The sequence below is a fragment of the Fictibacillus arsenicus genome, from assembly GCF_001642935.1.
Taxonomy (GTDB): Bacteria; Bacillota; Bacilli; order Bacillales; family Fictibacillaceae; genus Fictibacillus; species Fictibacillus arsenicus_B.
Map to the genome: position 1 here is coordinate 107743 of NZ_CP016761.1, position 21479 is coordinate 129221.

General features: G+C 43.1%; 27 protein-coding genes. All 27 read left to right on the forward strand.

The window, feature by feature from the left end; genetic code table 11:
• Positions 1-46 precede the first annotated feature (46 nt).
• The 27 genes from rpoB to rpmD all read left to right on the forward strand — a co-directional run bounded on the left by rpoB (position 47) and on the right by rpmD (position 21472).
• Positions 47-3589, forward strand: coding sequence for a DNA-directed RNA polymerase subunit beta (gene rpoB, locus ABE41_RS00580; RefSeq protein WP_066285512.1), 3543 nt, complete (start codon positions 47-49; stop codon positions 3587-3589).
• Between the two features lie 29 nt (positions 3590-3618).
• Entirely contained in the window at positions 3619-7242 is a 3624-nt protein-coding gene (rpoC, locus tag ABE41_RS00585; protein ID WP_066285514.1) for a DNA-directed RNA polymerase subunit beta', read from the forward strand.
• Positions 7243-7326: 84 nt separating this feature from the next.
• Entirely contained in the window at positions 7327-7575 is a 249-nt protein-coding gene (locus ABE41_RS00590; protein ID WP_066285519.1) for a 50S ribosomal protein L7ae-like protein, read from the forward strand.
• A gap of 116 nt (positions 7576-7691) precedes the next feature.
• Positions 7692-8114 (forward strand): 30S ribosomal protein S12, encoded by a 423-nt coding sequence (gene rpsL / locus ABE41_RS00595; protein ID WP_066285522.1) that lies wholly within the window; start codon positions 7692-7694, stop codon positions 8112-8114.
• A 47-nt stretch (positions 8115-8161) separates the two neighbouring features.
• A complete protein-coding gene (gene rpsG, locus ABE41_RS00600) occupies positions 8162-8632 on the forward strand; it encodes a 30S ribosomal protein S7 (RefSeq protein ID WP_066237973.1) in 471 nt (156 codons plus the stop codon).
• A gap of 74 nt (positions 8633-8706) precedes the next feature.
• On the forward strand, positions 8707-10785 hold the full coding sequence (gene fusA / locus ABE41_RS00605; RefSeq protein ID WP_066285526.1) for an elongation factor G: 2079 nt from the start codon (positions 8707-8709) through the stop codon (positions 10783-10785).
• Between the two features lie 114 nt (positions 10786-10899).
• The gene (tuf, locus tag ABE41_RS00610) at positions 10900-12090 is read left to right on the forward strand and encodes an elongation factor Tu (protein ID WP_066285528.1); all 1191 of its coding nucleotides are present in this window, start codon (positions 10900-10902) and stop codon (positions 12088-12090) included.
• Between the two features lie 654 nt (positions 12091-12744).
• The gene (gene rpsJ / locus ABE41_RS00615; RefSeq protein WP_053356198.1) at positions 12745-13053 is read left to right on the forward strand and encodes a 30S ribosomal protein S10; all 309 of its coding nucleotides are present in this window, start codon (positions 12745-12747) and stop codon (positions 13051-13053) included.
• A gap of 52 nt (positions 13054-13105) precedes the next feature.
• Positions 13106-13744 carry a 50S ribosomal protein L3 gene (rplC, locus tag ABE41_RS00620; RefSeq protein WP_066285530.1) on the forward strand — a complete coding sequence of 213 codons (639 nt, stop codon included), beginning with the start codon at positions 13106-13108 and terminating at the stop codon, positions 13742-13744.
• 17 nt (positions 13745-13761) lie between these two features.
• Complete coding sequence (gene rplD / locus ABE41_RS00625) at positions 13762-14385, forward strand: 50S ribosomal protein L4 (RefSeq protein WP_066285532.1); 624 nt, start codon at positions 13762-13764, stop codon at positions 14383-14385.
• The gene (gene rplW, locus ABE41_RS00630) at positions 14385-14672 is read left to right on the forward strand and encodes a 50S ribosomal protein L23 (RefSeq protein ID WP_066237959.1); all 288 of its coding nucleotides are present in this window, start codon (positions 14385-14387) and stop codon (positions 14670-14672) included. Before rplD ends, rplW begins: the two co-directional genes overlap by 1 nt.
• A gap of 28 nt (positions 14673-14700) precedes the next feature.
• On the forward strand, positions 14701-15531 hold the full coding sequence (gene rplB / locus ABE41_RS00635) for a 50S ribosomal protein L2 (RefSeq protein ID WP_066285534.1): 831 nt from the start codon (positions 14701-14703) through the stop codon (positions 15529-15531).
• 57 nt (positions 15532-15588) lie between these two features.
• Positions 15589-15867 (forward strand): 30S ribosomal protein S19, encoded by a 279-nt coding sequence (gene rpsS, locus ABE41_RS00640; protein ID WP_066285535.1) that lies wholly within the window; start codon positions 15589-15591, stop codon positions 15865-15867.
• 19 nt (positions 15868-15886) lie between these two features.
• Entirely contained in the window at positions 15887-16228 is a 342-nt protein-coding gene (gene rplV / locus ABE41_RS00645; protein WP_066237948.1) for a 50S ribosomal protein L22, read from the forward strand.
• A gap of 3 nt (positions 16229-16231) precedes the next feature.
• A complete protein-coding gene (gene rpsC, locus ABE41_RS00650) occupies positions 16232-16891 on the forward strand; it encodes a 30S ribosomal protein S3 (protein ID WP_066285537.1) in 660 nt (219 codons plus the stop codon).
• A 2-nt stretch (positions 16892-16893) separates the two neighbouring features.
• Entirely contained in the window at positions 16894-17328 is a 435-nt protein-coding gene (gene rplP, locus ABE41_RS00655; RefSeq protein ID WP_066237943.1) for a 50S ribosomal protein L16, read from the forward strand.
• A complete protein-coding gene (gene rpmC, locus ABE41_RS00660) occupies positions 17318-17521 on the forward strand; it encodes a 50S ribosomal protein L29 (RefSeq protein ID WP_066237940.1) in 204 nt (67 codons plus the stop codon). Before rplP ends, rpmC begins: the two co-directional genes overlap by 11 nt.
• A 22-nt stretch (positions 17522-17543) precedes the next feature.
• Positions 17544-17807, forward strand: coding sequence for a 30S ribosomal protein S17 (gene rpsQ, locus ABE41_RS00665; protein ID WP_066285539.1), 264 nt, complete (start codon positions 17544-17546; stop codon positions 17805-17807).
• Positions 17808-17852: 45 nt separating this feature from the next.
• A complete protein-coding gene (rplN, locus tag ABE41_RS00670; RefSeq protein ID WP_066285543.1) occupies positions 17853-18221 on the forward strand; it encodes a 50S ribosomal protein L14 in 369 nt (122 codons plus the stop codon).
• Between the two features lie 56 nt (positions 18222-18277).
• The gene (rplX, locus tag ABE41_RS00675) at positions 18278-18589 is read left to right on the forward strand and encodes a 50S ribosomal protein L24 (protein ID WP_066294477.1); all 312 of its coding nucleotides are present in this window, start codon (positions 18278-18280) and stop codon (positions 18587-18589) included.
• 26 nt (positions 18590-18615) lie between these two features.
• Positions 18616-19155, forward strand: coding sequence for a 50S ribosomal protein L5 (gene rplE / locus ABE41_RS00680; RefSeq protein WP_066285545.1), 540 nt, complete (start codon positions 18616-18618; stop codon positions 19153-19155).
• A 24-nt stretch (positions 19156-19179) separates the two neighbouring features.
• Positions 19180-19365, forward strand: coding sequence for a type Z 30S ribosomal protein S14 (locus tag ABE41_RS00685; protein WP_066285547.1), 186 nt, complete (start codon positions 19180-19182; stop codon positions 19363-19365).
• 32 nt (positions 19366-19397) lie between these two features.
• Positions 19398-19796, forward strand: a complete 399-nt coding sequence (gene rpsH, locus ABE41_RS00690; RefSeq protein ID WP_066285549.1) for a 30S ribosomal protein S8 — start codon at positions 19398-19400, stop codon at positions 19794-19796.
• A gap of 24 nt (positions 19797-19820) precedes the next feature.
• Positions 19821-20360, forward strand: coding sequence for a 50S ribosomal protein L6 (gene rplF / locus ABE41_RS00695; protein WP_066285552.1), 540 nt, complete (start codon positions 19821-19823; stop codon positions 20358-20360).
• A gap of 31 nt (positions 20361-20391) precedes the next feature.
• Complete coding sequence (gene rplR, locus ABE41_RS00700) at positions 20392-20754, forward strand: 50S ribosomal protein L18 (RefSeq protein WP_066285554.1); 363 nt, start codon at positions 20392-20394, stop codon at positions 20752-20754.
• A gap of 14 nt (positions 20755-20768) precedes the next feature.
• Positions 20769-21269: a 30S ribosomal protein S5 gene (gene rpsE, locus ABE41_RS00705; RefSeq protein ID WP_066285555.1), complete on the forward strand. Its 501-nt coding sequence runs from the start codon at positions 20769-20771 to the stop codon at positions 21267-21269.
• A gap of 14 nt (positions 21270-21283) precedes the next feature.
• Positions 21284-21472, forward strand: coding sequence for a 50S ribosomal protein L30 (gene rpmD / locus ABE41_RS00710; RefSeq protein WP_066285557.1), 189 nt, complete (start codon positions 21284-21286; stop codon positions 21470-21472).
• The last annotated feature ends 7 nt before the right edge of the window (positions 21473-21479 follow it).

Below are 21479 nucleotides of genomic sequence, written 5' to 3' on the forward strand. Positions count from 1 at the left end.
AAATAAAAAAACACGAAAAAAACGCTGGATTTGAGGGGTGAAGCAGTTGACAGGTCAACTAGTTCAGTTTGGACGCCACCGCCAACGAAGAAGTTATGCAAGAATTAGCGAAGTGCTTGAATTACCAAACTTAATTGAAATTCAAACCGCTTCCTATCAATGGTTTCTTGATGAGGGGTTACGTGAAATGTTCCGAGACATTTCGCCGATTGAAGATTTTACAGGGAACCTCGTTTTAGAGTTTATTGATTATAACTTAGGTGAGCCGAAGTATCCTGTAGATGAATCAAAAGAGCGCGATGTTACTTACGCTGCTCCGCTTCGTGTGAAAGTGCGTCTGATCAATAAAGAGACGGGCGAAGTAAAAGAGCAGGAAGTATTTATGGGAGATTTCCCGTTAATGACAGATACGGGAACCTTTGTGATCAACGGGGCAGAGCGTGTAATTGTATCACAGCTCGTTCGTTCACCAAGTGTTTACTATAGCGAGAAAATAGACAAAAACGGTAAAAAAGGTTTTACCGCTACTGTCATTCCAAACCGCGGTGCTTGGCTGGAGTTTGAAACCGATGCTAAGGACGTAGTTTATGTGCGTATTGACCGCACAAGAAAAATCCCGATTACCGTATTGCTTCGTGCTTTAGGGTTTGGGTCTGATCAAGAAATCATTGATTTGCTTGGAGAAGACGAGTATCTGCGCAATACGCTGGATAAGGATAATACAGAAGGAACTGAAAAGGCCCTTCTCGAAATCTATGAACGTCTTCGTCCGGGAGAGCCTCCAACAGTAGATAATGCCAAAAGTTTATTAGATTCACGTTTCTTTGATCCGAAACGCTATGACTTGGCTAATGTTGGACGTTACAAGATCAATAAGAAGCTTCATATAAAGAATCGTTTGTTCAACCAAAAATTAGCTGAAACTCTTGTTGACGCTGAAACTGGTGAAGTAATTGCTGAAGCTGGTACAGTTCTTGACCGCAGAACGCTGGATAAAATCATTCCTGCTCTTGAAAGTGGTGTAGGTTTCAAAACCGTTACACCTGCAGGAGGAGTTGCAGAAGATCAAGATATCGCTCTGCAATCTATTAAAATTTATGCACCTGATGATCAAGAGGGTGAAAGAATCATTAATGTAATTGGTAACGGACTTGTTGATAAAGAAATTAAAAACATTACCGTTTCAGACATTATTGCTTCTATAAACTACTTCTTCAATCTATTACATCAAGTTGGTAATACAGATGATATCGACCATCTTGGAAACCGTCGACTGCGTTCTGTTGGTGAGCTTCTGCAAAACCAATTCAGAATCGGACTTTCCAGAATGGAGCGTGTTGTTCGAGAGCGTATGTCTATTCAGGATACGAACGCGATCACACCACAGGCATTGATTAATATTCGTCCTGTAATTGCTTCTATTAAAGAGTTCTTTGGTAGCTCGCAGCTTTCGCAGTTCATGGACCAAACGAACCCGCTTGCTGAATTGACGCACAAACGCCGTCTATCTGCATTAGGGCCAGGTGGTCTTACACGTGAACGTGCAGGCTTTGAAGTTCGTGACGTTCACTACTCTCACTATGGCCGTATGTGTCCGATTGAGACGCCGGAAGGTCCGAACATCGGGTTGATCAACTCACTTTCCTCTTATGCGAAAGTAAATCAGTACGGATTCATTGAAACGCCGTACCGTCGTGTTGATCCAGAGTCTGGTCATGTAACAAGCCGTATCGATTACCTGACAGCTGACGAAGAAGATCTTTACGTTGTAGCACAGGCGAACTCATTGCTTGGCGAAAACGGAGAATTCTTAAACGAAGACGTAATTGCACGTTTCCGCGGCGATAACACAGTTGTTAAACGCGAACGCATCGACTACATGGATGTATCGCCGAAACAGGTTGTATCAGCTGCGACAGCATGTATTCCGTTCTTGGAAAACGATGACTCCAACCGTGCCCTAATGGGAGCGAACATGCAGCGTCAGGCTGTACCATTGCTTGTTCCTGAATCACCGATCGTCGGTACAGGAATGGAGCACGTATCAGCGAAAGACTCCGGAGCTGCAGTTATATGTAAGCACGAAGGAATTGTTGAGCGTGTTACAGCTAAACAAGTACAAGTACGCCGCATTAAAGAAGTAGACGGCAAGGAAGTTTCTGGCGACCTTGACACTTACAATATGCTTAAATTTATCCGTTCCAACCAAGGAACTTGTTATAACCAGCGTCCGATCGTGAGCACTGGCGACCGAGTAACTAAAGGGGAGATCCTAGCAGATGGACCTTCAATGGAGAAAGGTGAACTTGCTTTAGGACGCAACGTACTTGTTGCCTTCATGACTTGGGAAGGTTACAACTACGAGGATGCTGTTATCATGAGCGAACGTCTTGTAAAAGACGATGTTTACACTTCTATTCATATTGAAGAATATGAATCAGAAGCACGTGATACAAAGCTTGGACCGGAAGAAATCACTCGTGATATTCCGAACGTCGGAGAAGATGCGCTGCGCAACTTGGATGAGCGCGGAATTATCCGTGTTGGTGCAGAAGTAAAGGACGGAGATATCTTAGTTGGTAAAGTAACACCTAAAGGGGTTACTGAACTGACTGCAGAAGAACGTCTGTTGCATGCGATCTTCGGTGAAAAAGCTCGTGAAGTTCGTGATACTTCATTGCGTGTGCCTCACGGCGGCGATGGAATTATCCTGGATGTTAAAGTGTTTAACCGTGAAGACGGCGATGAACTTCCTCCTGGTGTGAATCAGCTCGTTCGTGCATACATCGTGCAAAAACGTAAGATTCACGAAGGGGATAAAATGGCCGGTCGACATGGTAACAAAGGTGTAATTTCTAAAATTATGCCTGAAGAAGATATGCCATATCTTCCTGATGGAACCCCAGTTGACATCATGTTAAACCCATTAGGGGTACCTTCCCGTATGAACATCGGTCAGGTATTGGAACTTCATCTTGGAATGGCTGCACGCCAGCTAGGAATTCATGTTGCAACACCGGTATTCGATGGTGCGCGTGAGGAAGATGTTTGGTCTACGATCGAAGAAGCCGGCATGGCTCGCGATGGTAAAACAGTACTTTATGATGGACGTACAGGTGCTGCATTTGATAACCGTGTATCAGTTGGTGTCATGTATATGATCAAACTGGCTCACATGGTTGACGATAAGCTGCATGCCCGTTCAACTGGACCTTACTCACTTGTTACACAGCAACCTCTAGGCGGTAAAGCGCAATTCGGAGGCCAGCGTTTCGGGGAGATGGAAGTATGGGCGCTTGAAGCATATGGCGCTGCTTACACTCTGCAGGAAATTCTTACGGTTAAGTCCGATGATGTTGTCGGCCGTGTGAAAACGTATGAAGCCATCGTTAAAGGTGAAAACGTTCCTGAACCAGGTGTTCCAGAATCATTTAAAGTATTGATCAAAGAACTTCAATCTCTAGGAATGGATGTTAAGATCTGTTCTGGAGATGACAAGGAAATTGAAATGAGAGAGCTTGATGATGAAGACGATCAGGCAAGCGAAAAATTAAATCTAAATCTTGAGTCTTACACTGCGAATGACTAAACCAGGATATCAAAAGGGAGGTACGCTCCTTGATAGACGTAAATAATTTTGAGTATATGAAAATTGGTCTTGCTTCGCCGGACAAAATCCGGTCGTGGTCAAGAGGGGAAGTAAAGAAACCTGAAACAATCAACTACCGTACACTTAAGCCTGAGAAAGACGGCTTGTTCTGCGAAAGAATTTTTGGTCCTACTAAAGACTGGGAATGTCATTGTGGAAAATACAAGCGCGTCCGTTATAAAGGTGTCGTTTGTGACCGTTGTGGTGTTGAAGTAACAAGAGCTAAAGTTCGACGTGACCGCATGGGTCACATCGAGCTTGCTGCTCCTGTTTCCCACATCTGGTATTTCAAAGGAATTCCAAGCCGTATGGGTCTTGTTTTGGATATGTCTCCAAGAGCATTAGAGGAAGTTATCTATTTTGCATCTTACGTTGTTACAGAAACAGGGGATACTCCGCTTGAGAAGAAACAATTGCTCTCTGAAAAGGAATACCGCACATACCGTGAAAAGTATGGAAAAGGATTTACTGCCCAAATGGGTGCAGAGGCAATTAAACGTCTTTTAGAAGATATCGACGCTGAAAAAGAAGTTGATATGCTGAAAGAAGAGCTTAAAACTGCACAAGGACAACGCCGTACACGTGCAATTAAGCGTTTGGAAGTATTAGAAGCATTCCGTCACTCGGGTAACCATGCTGACTGGATGATTCTTGAAGTACTTCCGGTTATCCCGCCGGAATTGCGTCCGATGGTTCAGCTTGATGGCGGACGTTTCGCTACTTCTGACCTTAACGACCTTTACCGTCGTGTTATCAACCGTAACAACCGTTTGAAGCGTCTATTAGATCTAGGTGCTCCTAACATTATCGTTCAAAATGAAAAACGTATGCTTCAAGAAGCAGTTGATGCTTTAATCGATAATGGCCGTCGCGGCCGTCCGGTTACAGGACCAGGAAACCGTCCGCTTAAATCACTTTCACACATGCTGAAAGGGAAACAAGGGCGTTTCCGTCAAAACTTACTTGGTAAGCGTGTTGACTACTCTGGTCGTTCGGTTATCGTTGTAGGACCGAACTTAAAGATGTATCAATGTGGTCTGCCGAAAGAAATGGCACTTGAATTGTTTAAGCCGTTTGTTATGAAAGAACTCGTATCAAAAGGTCTTGCTCATAACATCAAGAGTGCTAAACGCAAGGTAGAACGTGTTCAGCCTGAAGTCTGGGATGTTTTAGAAGAAGTTATTCGCGAACACCCTGTACTGCTAAACCGTGCACCTACACTTCACAGACTTGGTATTCAAGCATTTGAACCAACTCTGGTTGAAGGACGCGCGATCCGTCTTCACCCGCTTGTTTGTACAGCTTACAACGCTGACTTCGATGGTGACCAAATGGCGGTTCACGTACCTTTATCTGCTGAAGCACAAGCTGAAGCTCGTATCTTAATGCTTGCTGCACAAAACATCTTGAACCCGAAAGATGGTAAGCCAGTAGTTACACCTTCACAGGATATGGTACTAGGTAACTATTACCTGACTCTAGAGCGTGCAGGAGCTATTGGTGAAGGTTCAGTATTTAAAGACATTAACGAAGCGATCATCGCTTATGAAAATGGTTACGTACACTTGCACACAAGAATTGCAGTACCTGTTTCCAGCCTGAACAAAGAGTCCTTTACAGAGGAACAACAATCTAAACTTCTTATGACTACAGTAGGTAAATTGTTATTTAACGAGATCCTGCCGCCGTCATTCCCATACATTAACGAACCGACAACGACGAACCTTCAAGTTGAAACACCTGAAAAGTACTTCTTAGATCCGGCAGCTAATGTAAAAGAAGAAATTGAGAAGTGCGAAGAAATTGTTCCATTCAAAAAAGGCATTCTAGGTAAGGTCATCGCTGAAGTCTTTAAGCGATTCAAGATTACGGAAACGTCTAAAATGCTTGACCGCATGAAGGACTTAGGATTCAAATATTCTACACGTGCAGGTATTACAATCGGTGTTTCCGATATCGTAGTATTACCTGAGAAGCAAGATATCCTTAAGATTGCTGAAGAAAAAGTAGTGAACGTTACGAAGCAATTCAGACGTGGTTTAATCACAGAAGAAGAGCGTTACGAACGTGTCATTAACATTTGGAGTTTGGCGAAAGACGAAATCCAAAATAAATTGATGGGTACACTTGATAAGCGTAACCCGATCTTTATGATGAGTGACTCCGGTGCCCGTGGTAACGCATCTAACTTCACGCAGCTTGCGGGTATGCGTGGATTGATGGCCAACCCGGCTGGTAAAATCATCGAGCTTCCAATCAAATCAAGTTTCCGTGAAGGACTAACAGTACTCGAGTACTTTATCTCCACTCACGGAGCGCGTAAAGGTCTTGCCGATACAGCCCTTAAAACAGCTGACTCTGGTTACCTTACTCGTCGTTTGGTTGACGTTGCTCAGGATGTAATTGTACGTGAAGATGATTGCGGAACTGACCGCGGATTAGAAGTTGCTGCTATTAAAGAAGGCAACGAAGTTATCGAACCGTTGCATGAACGCCTGATCGGACGTACAGCTTATAAAAAGGTATTCCATCCAGAAACAAAAGAAGTGCTTGCAGATGTTAACGAATTGATTACAGAAGATATGGCTGCTCACATTGAAGAAGTAGGAGTAAAAGCTGTTACAATCCGATCTGTGTTTACATGTGACACGCGTCACGGAGTATGTAAAAAATGTTACGGACGCAACCTTGCAACAGGCTCTGACGTTGAAGTCGGGGAAGCTGTTGGAATCATCGCTGCTCAATCCATCGGGGAACCAGGTACACAGCTTACAATGCGTACCTTCCATACAGGTGGGGTAGCAGGAGACGATATTACACAAGGTCTTCCGCGTATCCAGGAATTGTTTGAAGCACGTAACCCGAAAGGTCAAGCTGTTATTTCAGAGCTTGAAGGTACGGTTGTCGGCGTAAACGACAATAAGGATAAGCGTGAAGTTGTTGTCCAAGGTGAAATCGAATCTAGATCGTACACAATTCCATTTGGTGCCCGTATTAAGGCAGTTGAAGGCGATAAAGTAAGTGCTGGTCAAGTATTAACTGAAGGTTCGATCGATCCGAAAGAATTAATTAAAGTTCGCGGCGCAGAAGGCGTACAAGAATACCTGTTGCGTGAGGTTCAGAAAGTTTACCGTATGCAAGGGGTAGAAATTGGAGATAAGCACGTTGAGGTAATGGTTCGCCAGATGCTTCGTAAAGTGCGTATCATCGATTCTGGTGATTCTCAAGTACTTCCAGGAGCTCTTATGGACATCCATGCATTCACGGATGTTAACCGTAACGTTCTTCTTGAAGGCGGGACTCCTGCTACAGGTCGTCCGGTACTTCTTGGTATTACTAAAGCATCACTTGAAACAGAATCGTTCCTATCTGCTGCATCGTTCCAAGAAACAACTCGAGTTCTTACGGATGCTGCCATCAAAGGTAAGCGTGACGAATTACTCGGACTTAAAGAAAATGTTATCATCGGTAAGCTGATTCCGGCTGGAACGGGAATGAACCGTTACAGAAATATCAGCATCAATTCTCCAGTGGTTGAAGAAGAAAACAGTGAAGAGGCAGAAAAGCCGACAGAACTTGTTTCTCAAGATTAATAAATGAAATGTTGACATTGGGAGCGCATCGGTGATATTATAACGGATGTGCTCCTAAGAATTGTTACTTTGGAGGATATTCGTATGTCTTATGAAAAAGTGACACAGGCTTCTGAAATTATCGTAGGTACTAAGCAAACAATCAAAGCTTTACAAAACGGCGAAGTCAAAGAGCTGGTCGTTGCGGAGGACGCAGATTTTCGGGTAACGAGCAAAGTATTGCAAATTGCTGAACAAAGCGGCGTTCCGATTGTAAAGGTTGATTCTATGAAAAAGCTTGGAAAAGCATGCGGTATAGATGTCGGGGCCGCAACTGTTGCGATAAAAGGATAAAATTACTGTTTTTGCGATGAGCATTGCTTAACGCTCCGCTCGCAAAAACTTTCTTTTGTCCCAAAATGAACCACCTGGGTCGGTGGTATTACAAAACAAGAGAGGAGGAAATTCAAATGCCTACTATTAACCAACTAGTGCGCAATGGTCGTATTTCTAAATCTAAGAAATCTGACTCTCCTGCGTTAAATAAAGGTTACAACAGCTTCAAAAAGTCCCAAACTAACGTTTCATCTCCGCAAAAGCGTGGAGTTTGTACGCGTGTTGGTACTATGACTCCTAAGAAGCCGAACTCAGCACTTCGTAAGTATGCGCGTGTTCGTCTAACAAACGGAATCGAAGTTACAGCTTACATTCCTGGTATCGGGCACAACCTTCAAGAGCACAGTGTTGTTCTTATCCGAGGAGGACGTGTAAAAGATTTACCGGGGGTACGTTACCACATCGTTCGTGGTGCTCTTGATACGGCTGGGGTTACTAACCGTATGCAAGGTCGTTCTAAGTACGGAACGAAGCGTCCAAAGGAAGCTAAGAAATAATATGGTTTTAAAATAAATTAAACAACTATCAGAAAGGAGGGGACCACATGCCACGTAAAGGACCTGTCGCTCGTCGTGATGTGTTACCTGATCCAATTTACAAGTCTAAGCTTGTAACTCGTCTAATCAATAAAATTATGATTGACGGTAAGAGAGGGGTAGCTCAAACAATCTTGTACAATGCGTTCGATCTTATTAAAGAGCGTACTAACCAAGATCCTATGGAAGTGTTTGAACAAGCTCTTAAAAATATCATGCCAGTTCTTGAAGTTCGTGCTCGCCGTGTTGGTGGAGCTAACTACCAAGTACCAGTTGAAGTTCGCCCGGAGCGTCGTACAACATTAGGACTTCGTTATTTAACGAACTACTCTCGTCTACGCGGAGAAAAGACAATGGAAGAACGTCTTGCGTATGAGATCATGGATGCTGCAAACAACACTGGTGCTTCTGTTAAGAAGCGCGAAGATATGCACAAAATGGCAGAAGCAAACAAAGCGTTTGCTCACTACCGCTGGTAAAATCATAGAGACAGTTTTCGAACTGTCTCTAAAACACTATAAAAATTCCTTTGCATAAGGAAGGAGAGAAATTCATGGCTAGAGAATTCTCCTTAAAAAATACTCGTAATATCGGTATCATGGCTCACATCGATGCTGGTAAAACAACGACTACTGAACGTGTACTTTATTATACTGGCCGTATCCACAAAATTGGTGAAACTCATGAAGGAGCTTCACAAATGGACTGGATGGAGCAGGAACAAGAGCGTGGGATCACGATTACTTCCGCTGCTACAACTGCTCAATGGAAAGGTCACCGTGTCAACATCATTGATACACCAGGCCACGTAGACTTTACAGTTGAAGTAGAACGTTCATTACGTGTATTAGACGGAGCGGTTGCTTTACTTGATGCTCAATCAGGTGTAGAACCACAAACAGAAACTGTATGGCGTCAGGCTACTACTTACGGAGTACCTCGTGTAGTATTCGTAAACAAAATGGACAAGATTGGTGCGGATTTCTTATACTCCGTAAAAACCATTCATGACCGCCTTGGTGCTAACGCTCATCCGATCCAATTACCGATCGGTGCGGAAGACCAATTCGAAGCAATCATCGACTTAGTTGAAATGAACGCTGTATTCTACGGAAACGACCTTGGTACTGATATCGAAGTTCGTGAAATTCCTGAAGAACACATGCCTTTAGCTGAAGAATACCGCAACAAGTTAATTGAAGCGGTAGCTGAGCTTGACGAAGAAATGATGATGAAGTACTTAGAAGGCGAAGAGATTACGAAAGAAGAACTTAAAGCAGGTATCCGTCAAGGGACTTGTAACGTTGAGTTCTACCCAGTAATGTGTGGATCAGCATTTAAGAACAAAGGTGTTCAGCTTATGCTTGACGCTGTTCTTGATTACCTTCCATCGCCGGTTGATGTACCAGCTATTAAAGGTGTTCTTCCAGACTCAGAAGAAGAAGTAACTCGTGAATCAAGTGACGAAGCACCATTCTCAGCACTTGCATTTAAAGTTATGACTGACCCTTATGTTGGTAAGTTAACATTCTTCCGTGTGTACTCAGGTACATTAAACTCTGGATCATACGTACAGAACTCTACAAAAGGAAAGCGCGAGCGTGTTGGACGTATCCTTCAAATGCACGCAAACTCCCGTGAAGAGATCTCTATCGTATACGCTGGAGATATCGCAGCTGCTGTAGGTCTTAAAGATACTACAACTGGTGATACACTATGTGATGAAAAGAACCTTGTTATCTTAGAATCCATGGTATTCCCAGAGCCAGTTATCTCACTATCTATCGAGCCGAAGTCTAAAGCAGACCAAGACAAGATGGGTATGGCGCTTGCTAAGCTTGCTGAAGAAGATCCGACATTCCGTACTGAAACAAACGAAGAAACTGGACAAACGATCATCGCAGGTATGGGTGAGCTTCACCTTGATATCCTAGTTGACCGTATGCGCCGCGAATTCAAGGTAGAAGCTAACGTGGGTGCTCCTCAAGTTGCTTACCGTGAAACAATTCGCCAAGCTGCTAAAGTTGAAGGTAAATTCGTTCGTCAGTCTGGTGGTCGTGGACAATACGGTCACGTTTGGATTGAATTCGAGCCAGGTGAAGAAGGATCTGGATTCGTATTTGAAAACAAAATCGTTGGTGGGGCAGTTCCTCGTGAATACATCCCTGCTGTTCAAGCTGGTATTGAAGAGTCAATGAAAAACGGTATGCTTGCTGGTTTCCCATTACTTGACCTTAAAGCTCGTATCGTTGACGGTTCTTACCATGATGTTGACTCCAACGAAATGGCGTTTAAGATTGCCGGTTCAATGGCACTTAAGAACGCAAAATCAAAATGTGATCCTGCTATTCTTGAGCCGATCATGAAAGTTGAAGTAACGGTTCCTGAAGAGTATATGGGTGACATCATGGGTGACGTAACTTCCCGTCGTGGACGTGTTGAAGGTATGGAAGCTCGTGGTAATGCACAAATCGTTAAAGCGATGGTTCCACTTGCTGAAATGTTCGGTTATGCAACTAGCTTGCGTTCTCGTACACAAGGCCGCGGTACTTACTCAATGCACTTCGATCACTACGAAGAAGTACCTAAGTCAATTTCTGAAGAAATCATCAAAAAAGCAACTGGAGCTTAATCTCCCCGGTTGTAAGAATCAACATTTTCATGTAATCTAAAATGGGCAGTATAACCTGTCTGTTTTAAATAAAAATCTACTATATGTAACCATATTTAAGGAGGAATCTTTCTCATGGGTAAAGAGAAATTTGATCGTTCCAAAACGCATGCTAACATTGGTACTATCGGTCACGTTGACCATGGTAAAACAACTTTAACAGCTGCTATTACTACTGTTCTTGCAAAGAAAAACGGTAAAGGTGTAGCAATGGCTTATGACCAAATCGACGGTGCTCCAGAAGAGCGCGAGCGTGGTATCACAATCTCAACTGCACACGTTGAGTATGAAACTGATTCTCGTCACTATGCACACGTTGACTGCCCAGGACATGCTGACTATGTTAAGAACATGATCACTGGTGCTGCACAAATGGATGGTGGGATCCTAGTAGTATCTGCTGCTGACGGCCCAATGCCACAAACTCGTGAGCACATCCTTCTTTCTCGTCAAGTAGGTGTACCTTACCTTGTTGTATTTATGAACAAGTGTGACATGGTAGACGACGAAGAACTTCTTGAGCTAGTTGAAATGGAAGTTCGTGACCTTCTTTCAGAATACGACTTCCCTGGAGACGATATTCCTGTAATCAAAGGTTCTGCTCTTAAAGCTCTTGAAGGAGACGCTGATTGGGAAGCTAAAATCTACGAGCTAATGGATGCTGTAGATTCTTATATCCCAACTCCTCCTCGTGACACTGAAAAGCCATTCATGATGCCAGTTGAGGATGTATTCTCAATCACTGGCCGTGGCACAGTTGCTACTGGACGTGTTGAGCGTGGAGTAGTAAAAGTTGGTGACGTAGTTGAGATCCTAGGTCTTACTGAAGAGCCAAAATCAACAACTGTAACAGGTGTTGAAATGTTCCGTAAGCTTCTTGACTATGCTGAAGCTGGTGACAACATTGGTGCACTTCTTCGTGGGGTTTCCCGTGACGATGTTGAGCGTGGACAAGTTCTTGCTAAGCCAGGTACTGTTAAAGCTCACACTAAGTTCAAATCAGAAGTATACGTTCTTTCAAAAGAAGAGGGTGGACGTCACACTCCATTCTTCTCTAACTACCGTCCTCAGTTCTACTTCCGTACAACTGACGTAACTGGTATCATCCAACTTCCTGAAGGCGTTGAAATGGTAATGCCTGGAGATAACGTTGAGATGACTGTAGAACTAATCGCTCCAATCGCTATCGAAGAAGGAACTAAGTTCTCTATTCGTGAAGGTGGACGTACAGTTGGTGCAGGTGTAGTTGCAACAATCACTGAGTAATCTTTAGATTACTTCTATATAAAAAGCACTCTCCATTTGGAGGGTGCTTTTTTGTATGTTCTGATTCATTTTATAGAAAAAATGATATACTTGCCGACTAAAAAGAGAGATAAAATGATTTTTGGGGGAGTGTAAAAGACAATAAAATGTAGTGAACGGCTAATTTAATTTATAATTCCTGAAATTCTGTTCATATTACCGCGAGATTTAAACATAATTCCGCGAGTTTTGTAATTAATCCCGCAAGTTTACGCCATATTCCCGCGAGTCAGTAAAATCGAAATCACCACTTCCCGTAAAACCAAATCAACTGGATCATCAATCAGCACAACATATGGATCACCATTGATCAGCACAAAACTTCTATATATATAGAAGAAACACATTCAAGTGTGTAAAAGAAGAAAAAGGAAGTTGAAATCACTGCACAAAGTCTCTATAATAGAAAAAGTGCGATTAACAATAAATAAATTGCAAATAAAACTTGCATTAGGCATTGATTTTCTCTATAATGAGTAATGTTGGTCATTCACTGCGATGATTCGGAAGGTTGCTGACACGCCAGGCCCCTTTGCCATGGCTGGCGCATATCAGGTTGAATTTCCGTGGAGCAATGTCTGTTTATCAAAATAGGCGAATAAAGGAGGGAAAATAATGGCAAAGCAAAAGATTCGTATCCGTTTAAAGGCGTATGATCACAGAATTCTTGATCAATCAGCTGAAAAAATCGTTGAAACCGCTAAGCGTTCAGGAGCAAAGGTATCAGGTCCAATCCCGCTACCTACTGAGAAAGCGATCTACACGATCCTTCGTGCGGTTCATAAGTACAAGGACTCTCGTGAGCAGTTCGAAATGCGTACTCATAAGCGCTTGATTGACATTATCGAGCCAACGCCACAAACTGTTGATTCATTAATGCGTTTGGATCTGCCGTCTGGTGTAGACATCGAAATTAAACTATAATTTCACGTTTGCTTTATATAATTATTTTACTTACTAATAGGAGGTGTGACGAATGACCAAAGGAATCTTAGGTAAAAAAATTGGTATGACTCAAGTTTTCGCTGAAAACGGAGATCTTATCCCAGTTACTGTAGTAGAAGTAACTCCTAACGTTGTTCTTCAAAAGAAATCCGTAGAGAACGATGGCTACGAAGCTATCCAGCTTGGATTTGACGATAGAAAAGAATCTCGTACTATTAAGCCGCAAGCAGGTCATGCTGCTAAAGCTAGCACGAGCCCTAAGCGCTACGTTAAGGAATTCCGCAATGTTGATGCTGCGGGATACGAAGTTGGTCAGGAAGTCAAGGTTGATATTTTTACAGAAGGTGACGCTGTAGACGTTACTGGTACATCTAAAGGAAAAGGATTCCAAGGTGTTATCAAACGTCACGGGCAATCACGCGGGCCAATGAGCCACGGTTCCCGTTACCACCGTCGTCCTGGTTCAATGGGTGCAGTTGACCCTAACCGTGTTTTCAAAGGGAAAGCATTGCCTGGACGTACTGGCGGAGATACAGTAACTGTACAAAACTTAGAAGTTGTAAGAGTTGATACAGAACGTAATCTTCTATTGATTAAAGGTAACGTGCCTGGAGCGAAAAAGAGCTACGTTACAATTAACTCTGCTGTTAAAGCAAAGGATGCTAAATAAGGAAGGAGGACAATCTGATGCCAAAAGTAGCATTATTTAAACAAGATGGTACTCAAGCTGGCGATATCGAATTAAACGATTCCGTTTTCGGTATTGAACCAAATAAAAGCGTGCTTTTCGACGCTGTTATTATGCAGCAAGCATCACAGCGCCAAGGAACACATGATGTAAAGAACCGTTCCGAAGTTGCTGGTGGTGGACGCAAGCCATGGAAACAGAAAGGTACTGGACGTGCTCGTCAAGGATCTATCCGTTCTCCGCAATGGGTTGGCGGTGGAGTGGTTTTCGGACCAACACCAAGAAGCTATTCTTACAAATTACCTAAGAAGGTTCGTCGCTTAGCTATTAAATCAGCGCTATCTTCTAAGGTTCTAGATAACGACTTGATCGTTTTAGAAGGACTTGCATTCGATGCTCCTAAAACAAAGGAAATGAAGCAAGTGCTTGCAAATCTATCCGCAGATCGTAAAGCATTAGTTGTAACAGCTGATTACAATGACGCTGTTGCATTATCTGCACGTAACATCCCTGGCGTAACAGTTGTTACTGCTAACGGCGTTAGTGTTCTTGACGTGTTAAACCACGACAAGCTTCTTATGACTAAAGACGCTGTGGAAAAAGTAGGGGAGGTGCTCGCATAATGGAAGCTCGTGATGTGATTAAGCGCCCCGTTATTACAGAGCGTTCTACTGAAATAATGGCTGACAAAAAATACACGTTCGAAGTAAATCCTCGTGCTACTAAGACTCAAATCAAAGGCGCACTAGAAGAAATCTTTGGCGTAAAAGTACAAACAGTAAACACTGCTAACTACAAAGGTAAGTTCAAGCGTGTAGGCCGTCATACTGGTTATACATCTAAACGTAAAAAAGCAGTTGTTACACTAACTCCAGAAAGCAAAGAACTCGACTTTTTTGAAGGAGTTTAAAAAGAACTCGTAAAGGAGGGAAATTACAATGGGTATCAAAAAGTTTAAACCGACAACTAACGGTCGTCGTAACATGTCTCAGCTTGACTTTGCTGAAATCACGACTGACCAGCCAGAAAAATCCTTGCTTGCACCTCTTAGCAAAAAAGCTGGGCGTAACAACCAAGGTAAACTAACTGTTCGTCACCAAGGTGGAGGACACAAGCGTAAGTATCGTATCATCGATTTCAAACGTAACAAAGATGGAATACCAGGTCGCGTTGCTACAATCGAGTACGATCCAAACCGTACAGCAAACATCGCTCTTATCCATTACGCAGATGGTGAGAAGCGTTATATCCTAGCTCCTAAAGGAATTCAGGTTGGACAAGAAATCATGTCTGGTACTGAAGCTGACATCAAAGTAGGTAATGCTTTACCGTTAGCTAACATTCCTGTAGGTTCTACAATTCACAACATCGAACTTAAGCCTGGTAAAGGTGGACAATTAGCTCGTTCAGCTGGTGCTGAAGCACAACTTCTTGGTAAAGAAGAAAGATATGCGCTAGTTCGTCTAGGTTCTGGTGAAGTTCGTATGATCTTGCTTACTTGCCGTGCAACAATCGGTCAAGTTGGTAACTTAGAACATGAACTTGTAAACGTTGGTAAAGCAGGTCGTTCTCGTTGGAAGGGTATCCGCCCAACAGTTCGTGGTTCTGTAATGAACCCTAACGATCACCCGCACGGTGGTGGTGAAGGACGCGCTCCAATCGGACGTAAATCACCAATGTCTCCATGGGGCAAACCAACTCTTGGATATAAAACTCGTAAGAAAAACAGCCAAACTGACAAGTACATTGTACGTCGTCGCAAAAAATAATGTGATTGTCCTACGGTTCAATCGAGCCGTAGCGCAAACACAAAGGGAGGTTCTCAAATGGGTCGCAGTTTGAAAAAAGGGCCTTTTGTAGATGACCACTTGATGAAAAAGGTCGAGGCACTTAATGAATCTAACGACAAGAAAGTAGTTAAAACTTGGTCTCGTCGTTCTACGATTTTCCCTGACTTCATCGGTCACACAATCGCTGTTTATGATGGTCGTAAGCACGTGCCGGTATACGTAACTGAAGATATGGTCGGACACAAGCTAGGTGAATTTGCACCTACTCGTACTTACAAAGGCCATGCAGCTGATGATAAGAAAACTAGACGTTAATTGAGGGGAGGTACACAAAATGGAAGCAAAAGCAATTGCTAAACAAGTGCGTATTGCTCCTCGTAAAGCTCGTATCGTTATCGACTTGATTCGAGGCAAGCAAGTAGGTGAAGCACTTGCGATTCTACGTTTGACGCCTAAAGCAGCTTCTCCTGTAATTGAAAAGGTGCTTAAGTCTGCTATCGCAAACGCAGAACACAACTATGAAATGGAACCGAACAACCTAGTGATTAAGCAAGCGTTCGTTGATGAAGGAATTACTCTTAAGAGATTCCGTCCACGTGCCATGGGTCGTGCGAGCCGTATCAACAAACGTACTAGCCACATCACAATCGTTGTTTCTGAAAAGAAGGAGGGTTAAGACGTGGGTCAAAAAGTAAATCCAACAGGTCTACGTATTGGCGTCATCCGTGACTGGGATTCTAAATGGTACGCAGAAAAGGATTACGCTAATCTTTTACATGAAGACATTAAGATCCGTTCTTATATTGAAAAGCGTCTAAAAGATGCTGCTGTATCAGGTATCGAGATCGAACGTGCAGCTAATCGTGTAAATATCACAATCAAAACTGCTAAGCCAGGAATGGTAATCGGTAAAGGTGGATCTGAAGTAGAATCACTTCGTAAAGCTCTTAACGATATGACTGGCAAGCGAGTTCATGTTAACATCTTTGAAATCAAGCAAGCAGACGTTGATGCTAAGCTAGTTGCTGAAAACATCGCTCGTCAACTTGAAAATCGTGTATCTTTCCGTCGTGCAATGAAGCAGGCGATCCAACGTGCAATGCGTATGGGTGCGAAAGGTATCAAAACTCAAGTATCAGGCCGTCTTGGCGGAGCTGATATCGCTCGTTCTGAACATTATAGTGAAGGTACTGTTCCTCTTCACACACTTCGTGCAGATATCGACTATGGTACTGCTGAAGCAGACACAACTTACGGTAAGCTTGGAATTAAAATCTGGATTTATCGTGGTGAGGTCCTTCCAACAAGAGGAACGAAAAAAGAGGAAGGAGGCAAATAATTATGTTATTGCCAAAACGTGTTAAATATCGTCGTGAACACCGCGGTAAAATGCGTGGGAACGCTAAAGGCGGTACAGAAGTTCATTTCGGAGAATTCGGTTTGCAAGCTCTAGAAGCTAGCTGGATTACTAACCGTCAGATCGAAGCTGCTCGTATTGCGATGACTCGTTATATGAAGCGTGGCGGTAAAGTATGGATCAAAATTTTCCCTTCTAAGCCTTACACTGCAAAGCCTCTTGAAGTCCGAATGGGTTCCGGTAAAGGTGCTCCTGAAGGATGGGTAGCAGTAGTTAAGCCAGGAAAAGTTATGTTTGAAATCGCTGGTGTCTCTGAAGAAGTGGCACGCGAAGCGTTGCGTCTTGCAGCACACAAACTTCCTGTAAAATGTAAGTTTGTTAAACGCGAAGAAGTGGGTGGTGACACAAATGAAGGCTAATGATATTCGTAACCTGACCACTGCAGAAGTTGAACAAAAAGCAAAAGCACTTAAAGAAGAGCTTTTTAACCTTCGTTTCCAACTAGCGACAGGTCAATTAGAAAACCCGGCCCGCATTCGTGAAGTTCGTAAAGCAATTGCCCGTGCAAAAACGGTTTTACGTGAAAGAGAGCTTGGGATTACTAACGGTTAATTCTTGAGAGGAGGTTCGCACAATGAGTGAACGTAACCAGCGCAAGGTGTACACTGGTCGTGTTGTTTCTGACAAGATGGACAAAACGATTTCAGTACTTGTTGAAACATACAAGACACACTCTTTATATAACAAGCGCGTTAAATACTCTAAAAAGTTAAAAGCGCATGATGAAAACAACACTGCTAAGATCGGTGATATCGTTAAGGTTATGGAAACGCGTCCGCTTTCCAAAGACAAGCGATTCCGTTTGGTAGAAGTTGTTCAAGAAGCAGTAATTATTTAATAAATTGTTCGGATTATACTCATATCCGAAAGGAGGTCCATTCGCATGATTCAACAAGAATCCCGTTTAAGAGTAGCTGATAACTCTGGTGCGAAAGAGCTACTTTGCATTAAAGTTCTTGGTGGTTCTGGTCGTAAGTACGCTAACATTGGTGACATTATCGTTTGTTCGGTTAAGTCCGCAACACCAGGTGGCGTTGTTAAGAAAGGTGACGTTGTTAAAGCGGTAGTGGTACGTTCTAAGCGTGGTATGCGCCGTAACGACGGATCTTACATCCGCTTTGATGAAAACGCGGCTGTAATCGTAAAGGATGACAAAGGTCCTCGAGGAACTCGTATCTTCGGACCTGTAGCACGTGAACTTCGTGACAAGCAATTTATGAAAATCGTATCTCTTGCTCCAGAAGTTCTTTAATATATTTACTAGCAAGGCTCTTATTGTCTTGTAAGGAGGTGCAGCTCACAATGCCATTGCATGTGAAAAAAGGCGATAAAGTTCAAGTAATTTCAGGCAAGGATAAAGGCAAACAAGGCGTGATCCTTGAAGCTTATCCGAAGCTTAATAGAGTGCTTGTTGAAGGCGTAAACGTTGTTAAAAAACACGCAAAACCTTCTCAGGCAAATCCGCAAGGCGGAATTCTTAGCCAAGAAGCACCAATTCATGCTTCTAACGTAATGCCTCTTGACCCTAAAACTGGTGCTCCTACTCGTGTAGGCTACAATGTAGTTGATGGGAAAAAAGTTCGTGTGGCCAAAAAATCTGGTGAAACCCTAGATAAATAAGTCTCAGAGTGAAAGGAGGACACATAATGAATCGTCTACAAGAGCGATATAAATCAGAGATCTTACCATCTCTTATGGAAAAGTTTAATTACACTTCAGTAATGCAAGCGCCAAAGATTGAAAAAATCGTTATCAACATGGGTGTTGGTGAAGCAGTTACCAACTCTAAAGTGTTAGATACAGCAGTAGAGGAACTTACAGCAATCGCTGGTCAAAAGCCTGTGATTACTCGTGCTAAAAAGTCCATCGCTGGATTTAAGCTTCGTGAAGGTATGCCGATCGGATCAAAAGTTACACTTCGCGGAGAGCGTATGTATGACTTCCTTGATAAGCTGATCAGCGTTTCACTTCCACGTGTTCGTGACTTCCGCGGGGTTTCTAAGAAATCTTTCGACGGTCGCGGTAACTACACACTAGGTGTTAAAGAACAATTGATCTTCCCTGAGATCGATTATGATAAAGTAAACAAAGTTCGCGGAATGGACATCGTTATTGTAACGACTGCGAACACTGACGAAGAAGCTCGTGAGCTTCTAACACAAGTCGGAATGCCATTCCAAAAATAACCTTTAGCCAAAGGAGGTTTACCCGTGGCAAAGAAGTCAATGATTGCTAAGCAACAACGCAAGCAAAAGTTCCAAGTGCAAGAGTACACGCGCTGTGAACGTTGCGGGCGTCCTCATTCAGTAATCCGCAAGTTCAAATTATGTCGTATTTGTTTCAGAGAACTTGCTCACAAAGGTCAAATTCCTGGCGTTAGAAAAGCCAGCTGGTAATACCCTGAAAAAAGGGAAGGAGGTAACTAGTAATGGTTATGACAGATCCAATTGCAGATATGCTTACTCGTATCCGCAACGCAAACACTGTTCGTCACGATAAGTTGGAGCTTCCTGCTTCTAATATGAAAAAAGAAATAGCTGAAATTCTAAAGCGTGAAGGTTTTGTTCGCGATGTGGAGTATGTAGAGGACAGCAAACAAGGAATGATTCGCATCTTCCTTAAGTACGGTTCTAACAATGAGCGTGTAATCTCAGGTCTTAAGCGTATCTCAAAGCCTGGTTTACGTGTTTATGCAAAATCAAGTGAACTTCCACGTGTTCTTGGAGGACTTGGAATTGCGATCGTATCTACTTCTAAAGGCATTATGACTGATAAAGAAGCTCGCCAATCACAAATGGGCGGCGAAGTACTAGCGTACGTTTGGTAATAAAAAGCGAATGGAGGTGTCATCATGTCTCGCGTAGGTAACAAACCGATAGAAGTTCCAGGCGGCGTTACGATCACTGTTGCATCTGACAACACTGTATCTGTAAAAGGCCCTAAAGGTGAACTTTCTCGCAAATTTAATGCTGACATTAAAATTAATCAACAAGATAACTTAATTACAGTGGAACGCCCGAGCGACCACAAAGAGCACCGTGCATTGCATGGTACTACTCGCAGCGTATTGAACAACATGGTAATCGGTGTAACAAACGGCTATGAAAGAGCTCTTGAAATTATCGGGGTTGGATATCGTGCTTCCAAAGCTGGTAACAAGCTTGTACTTAACGTTGGTTACTCGCACCCAGTTGAAATCGTACCTGAACAAGGAATCGACATCGAAGTACCTTCAAACACAAAGGTAATCGTTAAGGGTATTGACAAGCAACGTGTTGGTGAAGTTGCTGCAAACATCCGTTCAGTTCGTTCACCTGAGCCTTACAAAGGTAAAGGTATTCGTTACGAAGGTGAATTCGTACGCCGTAAAGAAGGTAAAACAGGTAAATAAAGCCGTTAGGTAGCGGAAAGGAGTGCAAAGGATGATCACGAAAGCAGATAAGAATGTCGCTCGTAAGAAAAGACATGCTCGTGTTCGCCGCGTTGTAAGCGGAACAGCACAACGTCCTCGTTTGAACGTATTCCGTTCTACAAAGCACATCTATGCTCAATTGATCGATGATCAAGCAGGTGTAACAATTGTATCTGCATCTTCCCTTGATAAAGGTGTAAGTGTAGAAAACGGTGGAAACGTAGATGCTGCTAAAGCGATTGGTGAAGAAATCGCAAAGCGCGCAGTCGAAAAAGGAATCAAATCGGTTGTATTTGACCGAGGCGGATATTTATATCACGGACGTATTAAAGCATTAGCAGACGCAGCTCGTGAAGCTGGGTTAGAATTTTAATCGAAGGAGGGAACCTGATGCGTATCGACCCTAACAAACTTGAACTTGAAGAACGCGTCGTTACGGTTAACCGTGTAGCTAAGGTAGTAAAAGGTGGACGTCGTTTCCGCTTTGCTGCAGTGGTTGTCGTAGGTGACAAAAATGGTCACGTTGGATTCGGTACTGGTAAAGCCCAAGAGGTACCAGAAGCGATCCGTAAGGCGATTGAAGATGCTAAGAAAAACTTAGTAACTGTACCGATTGTAAAAACAACAATTCCTCACCAAGTAGTTGGACGTTTTGGAGCAGGTAACGTATTCTTAAAGCCTGCATCTGAAGGTACTGGGGTAATTGCTGGTGGACCTGTACGTGCGGTATTGGAGCTTGCTGGTGTAGGTGACATCCTTTCTAAGTCACTTGGATCTAACAACCCAATCAACATGGTTCGTGCAACAATTGAAGGATTGAAAAATTTAAAGCGTGCTGAAGACGTTGCGAAGCTTCGTGGCAAATCAGTACAAGAGCTTTTAGGTTAAGGAGGGAACTTTAGATGGCTAAGAAATTAGAAATCACCCTCACTCGCAGTGTTATCGGCCGTCCGGAAAACCAGCGTGTTGTTGTTAAGACACTAGGTTTGCGCAAAATGCACCAGACAGTTGTACACGAAGATAACGCGGCTATCCGCGGTATGGTTAACAAGGTATCTCACCTTTTAACAGTGAAAGAATTAGAAGCTTAATAAGATA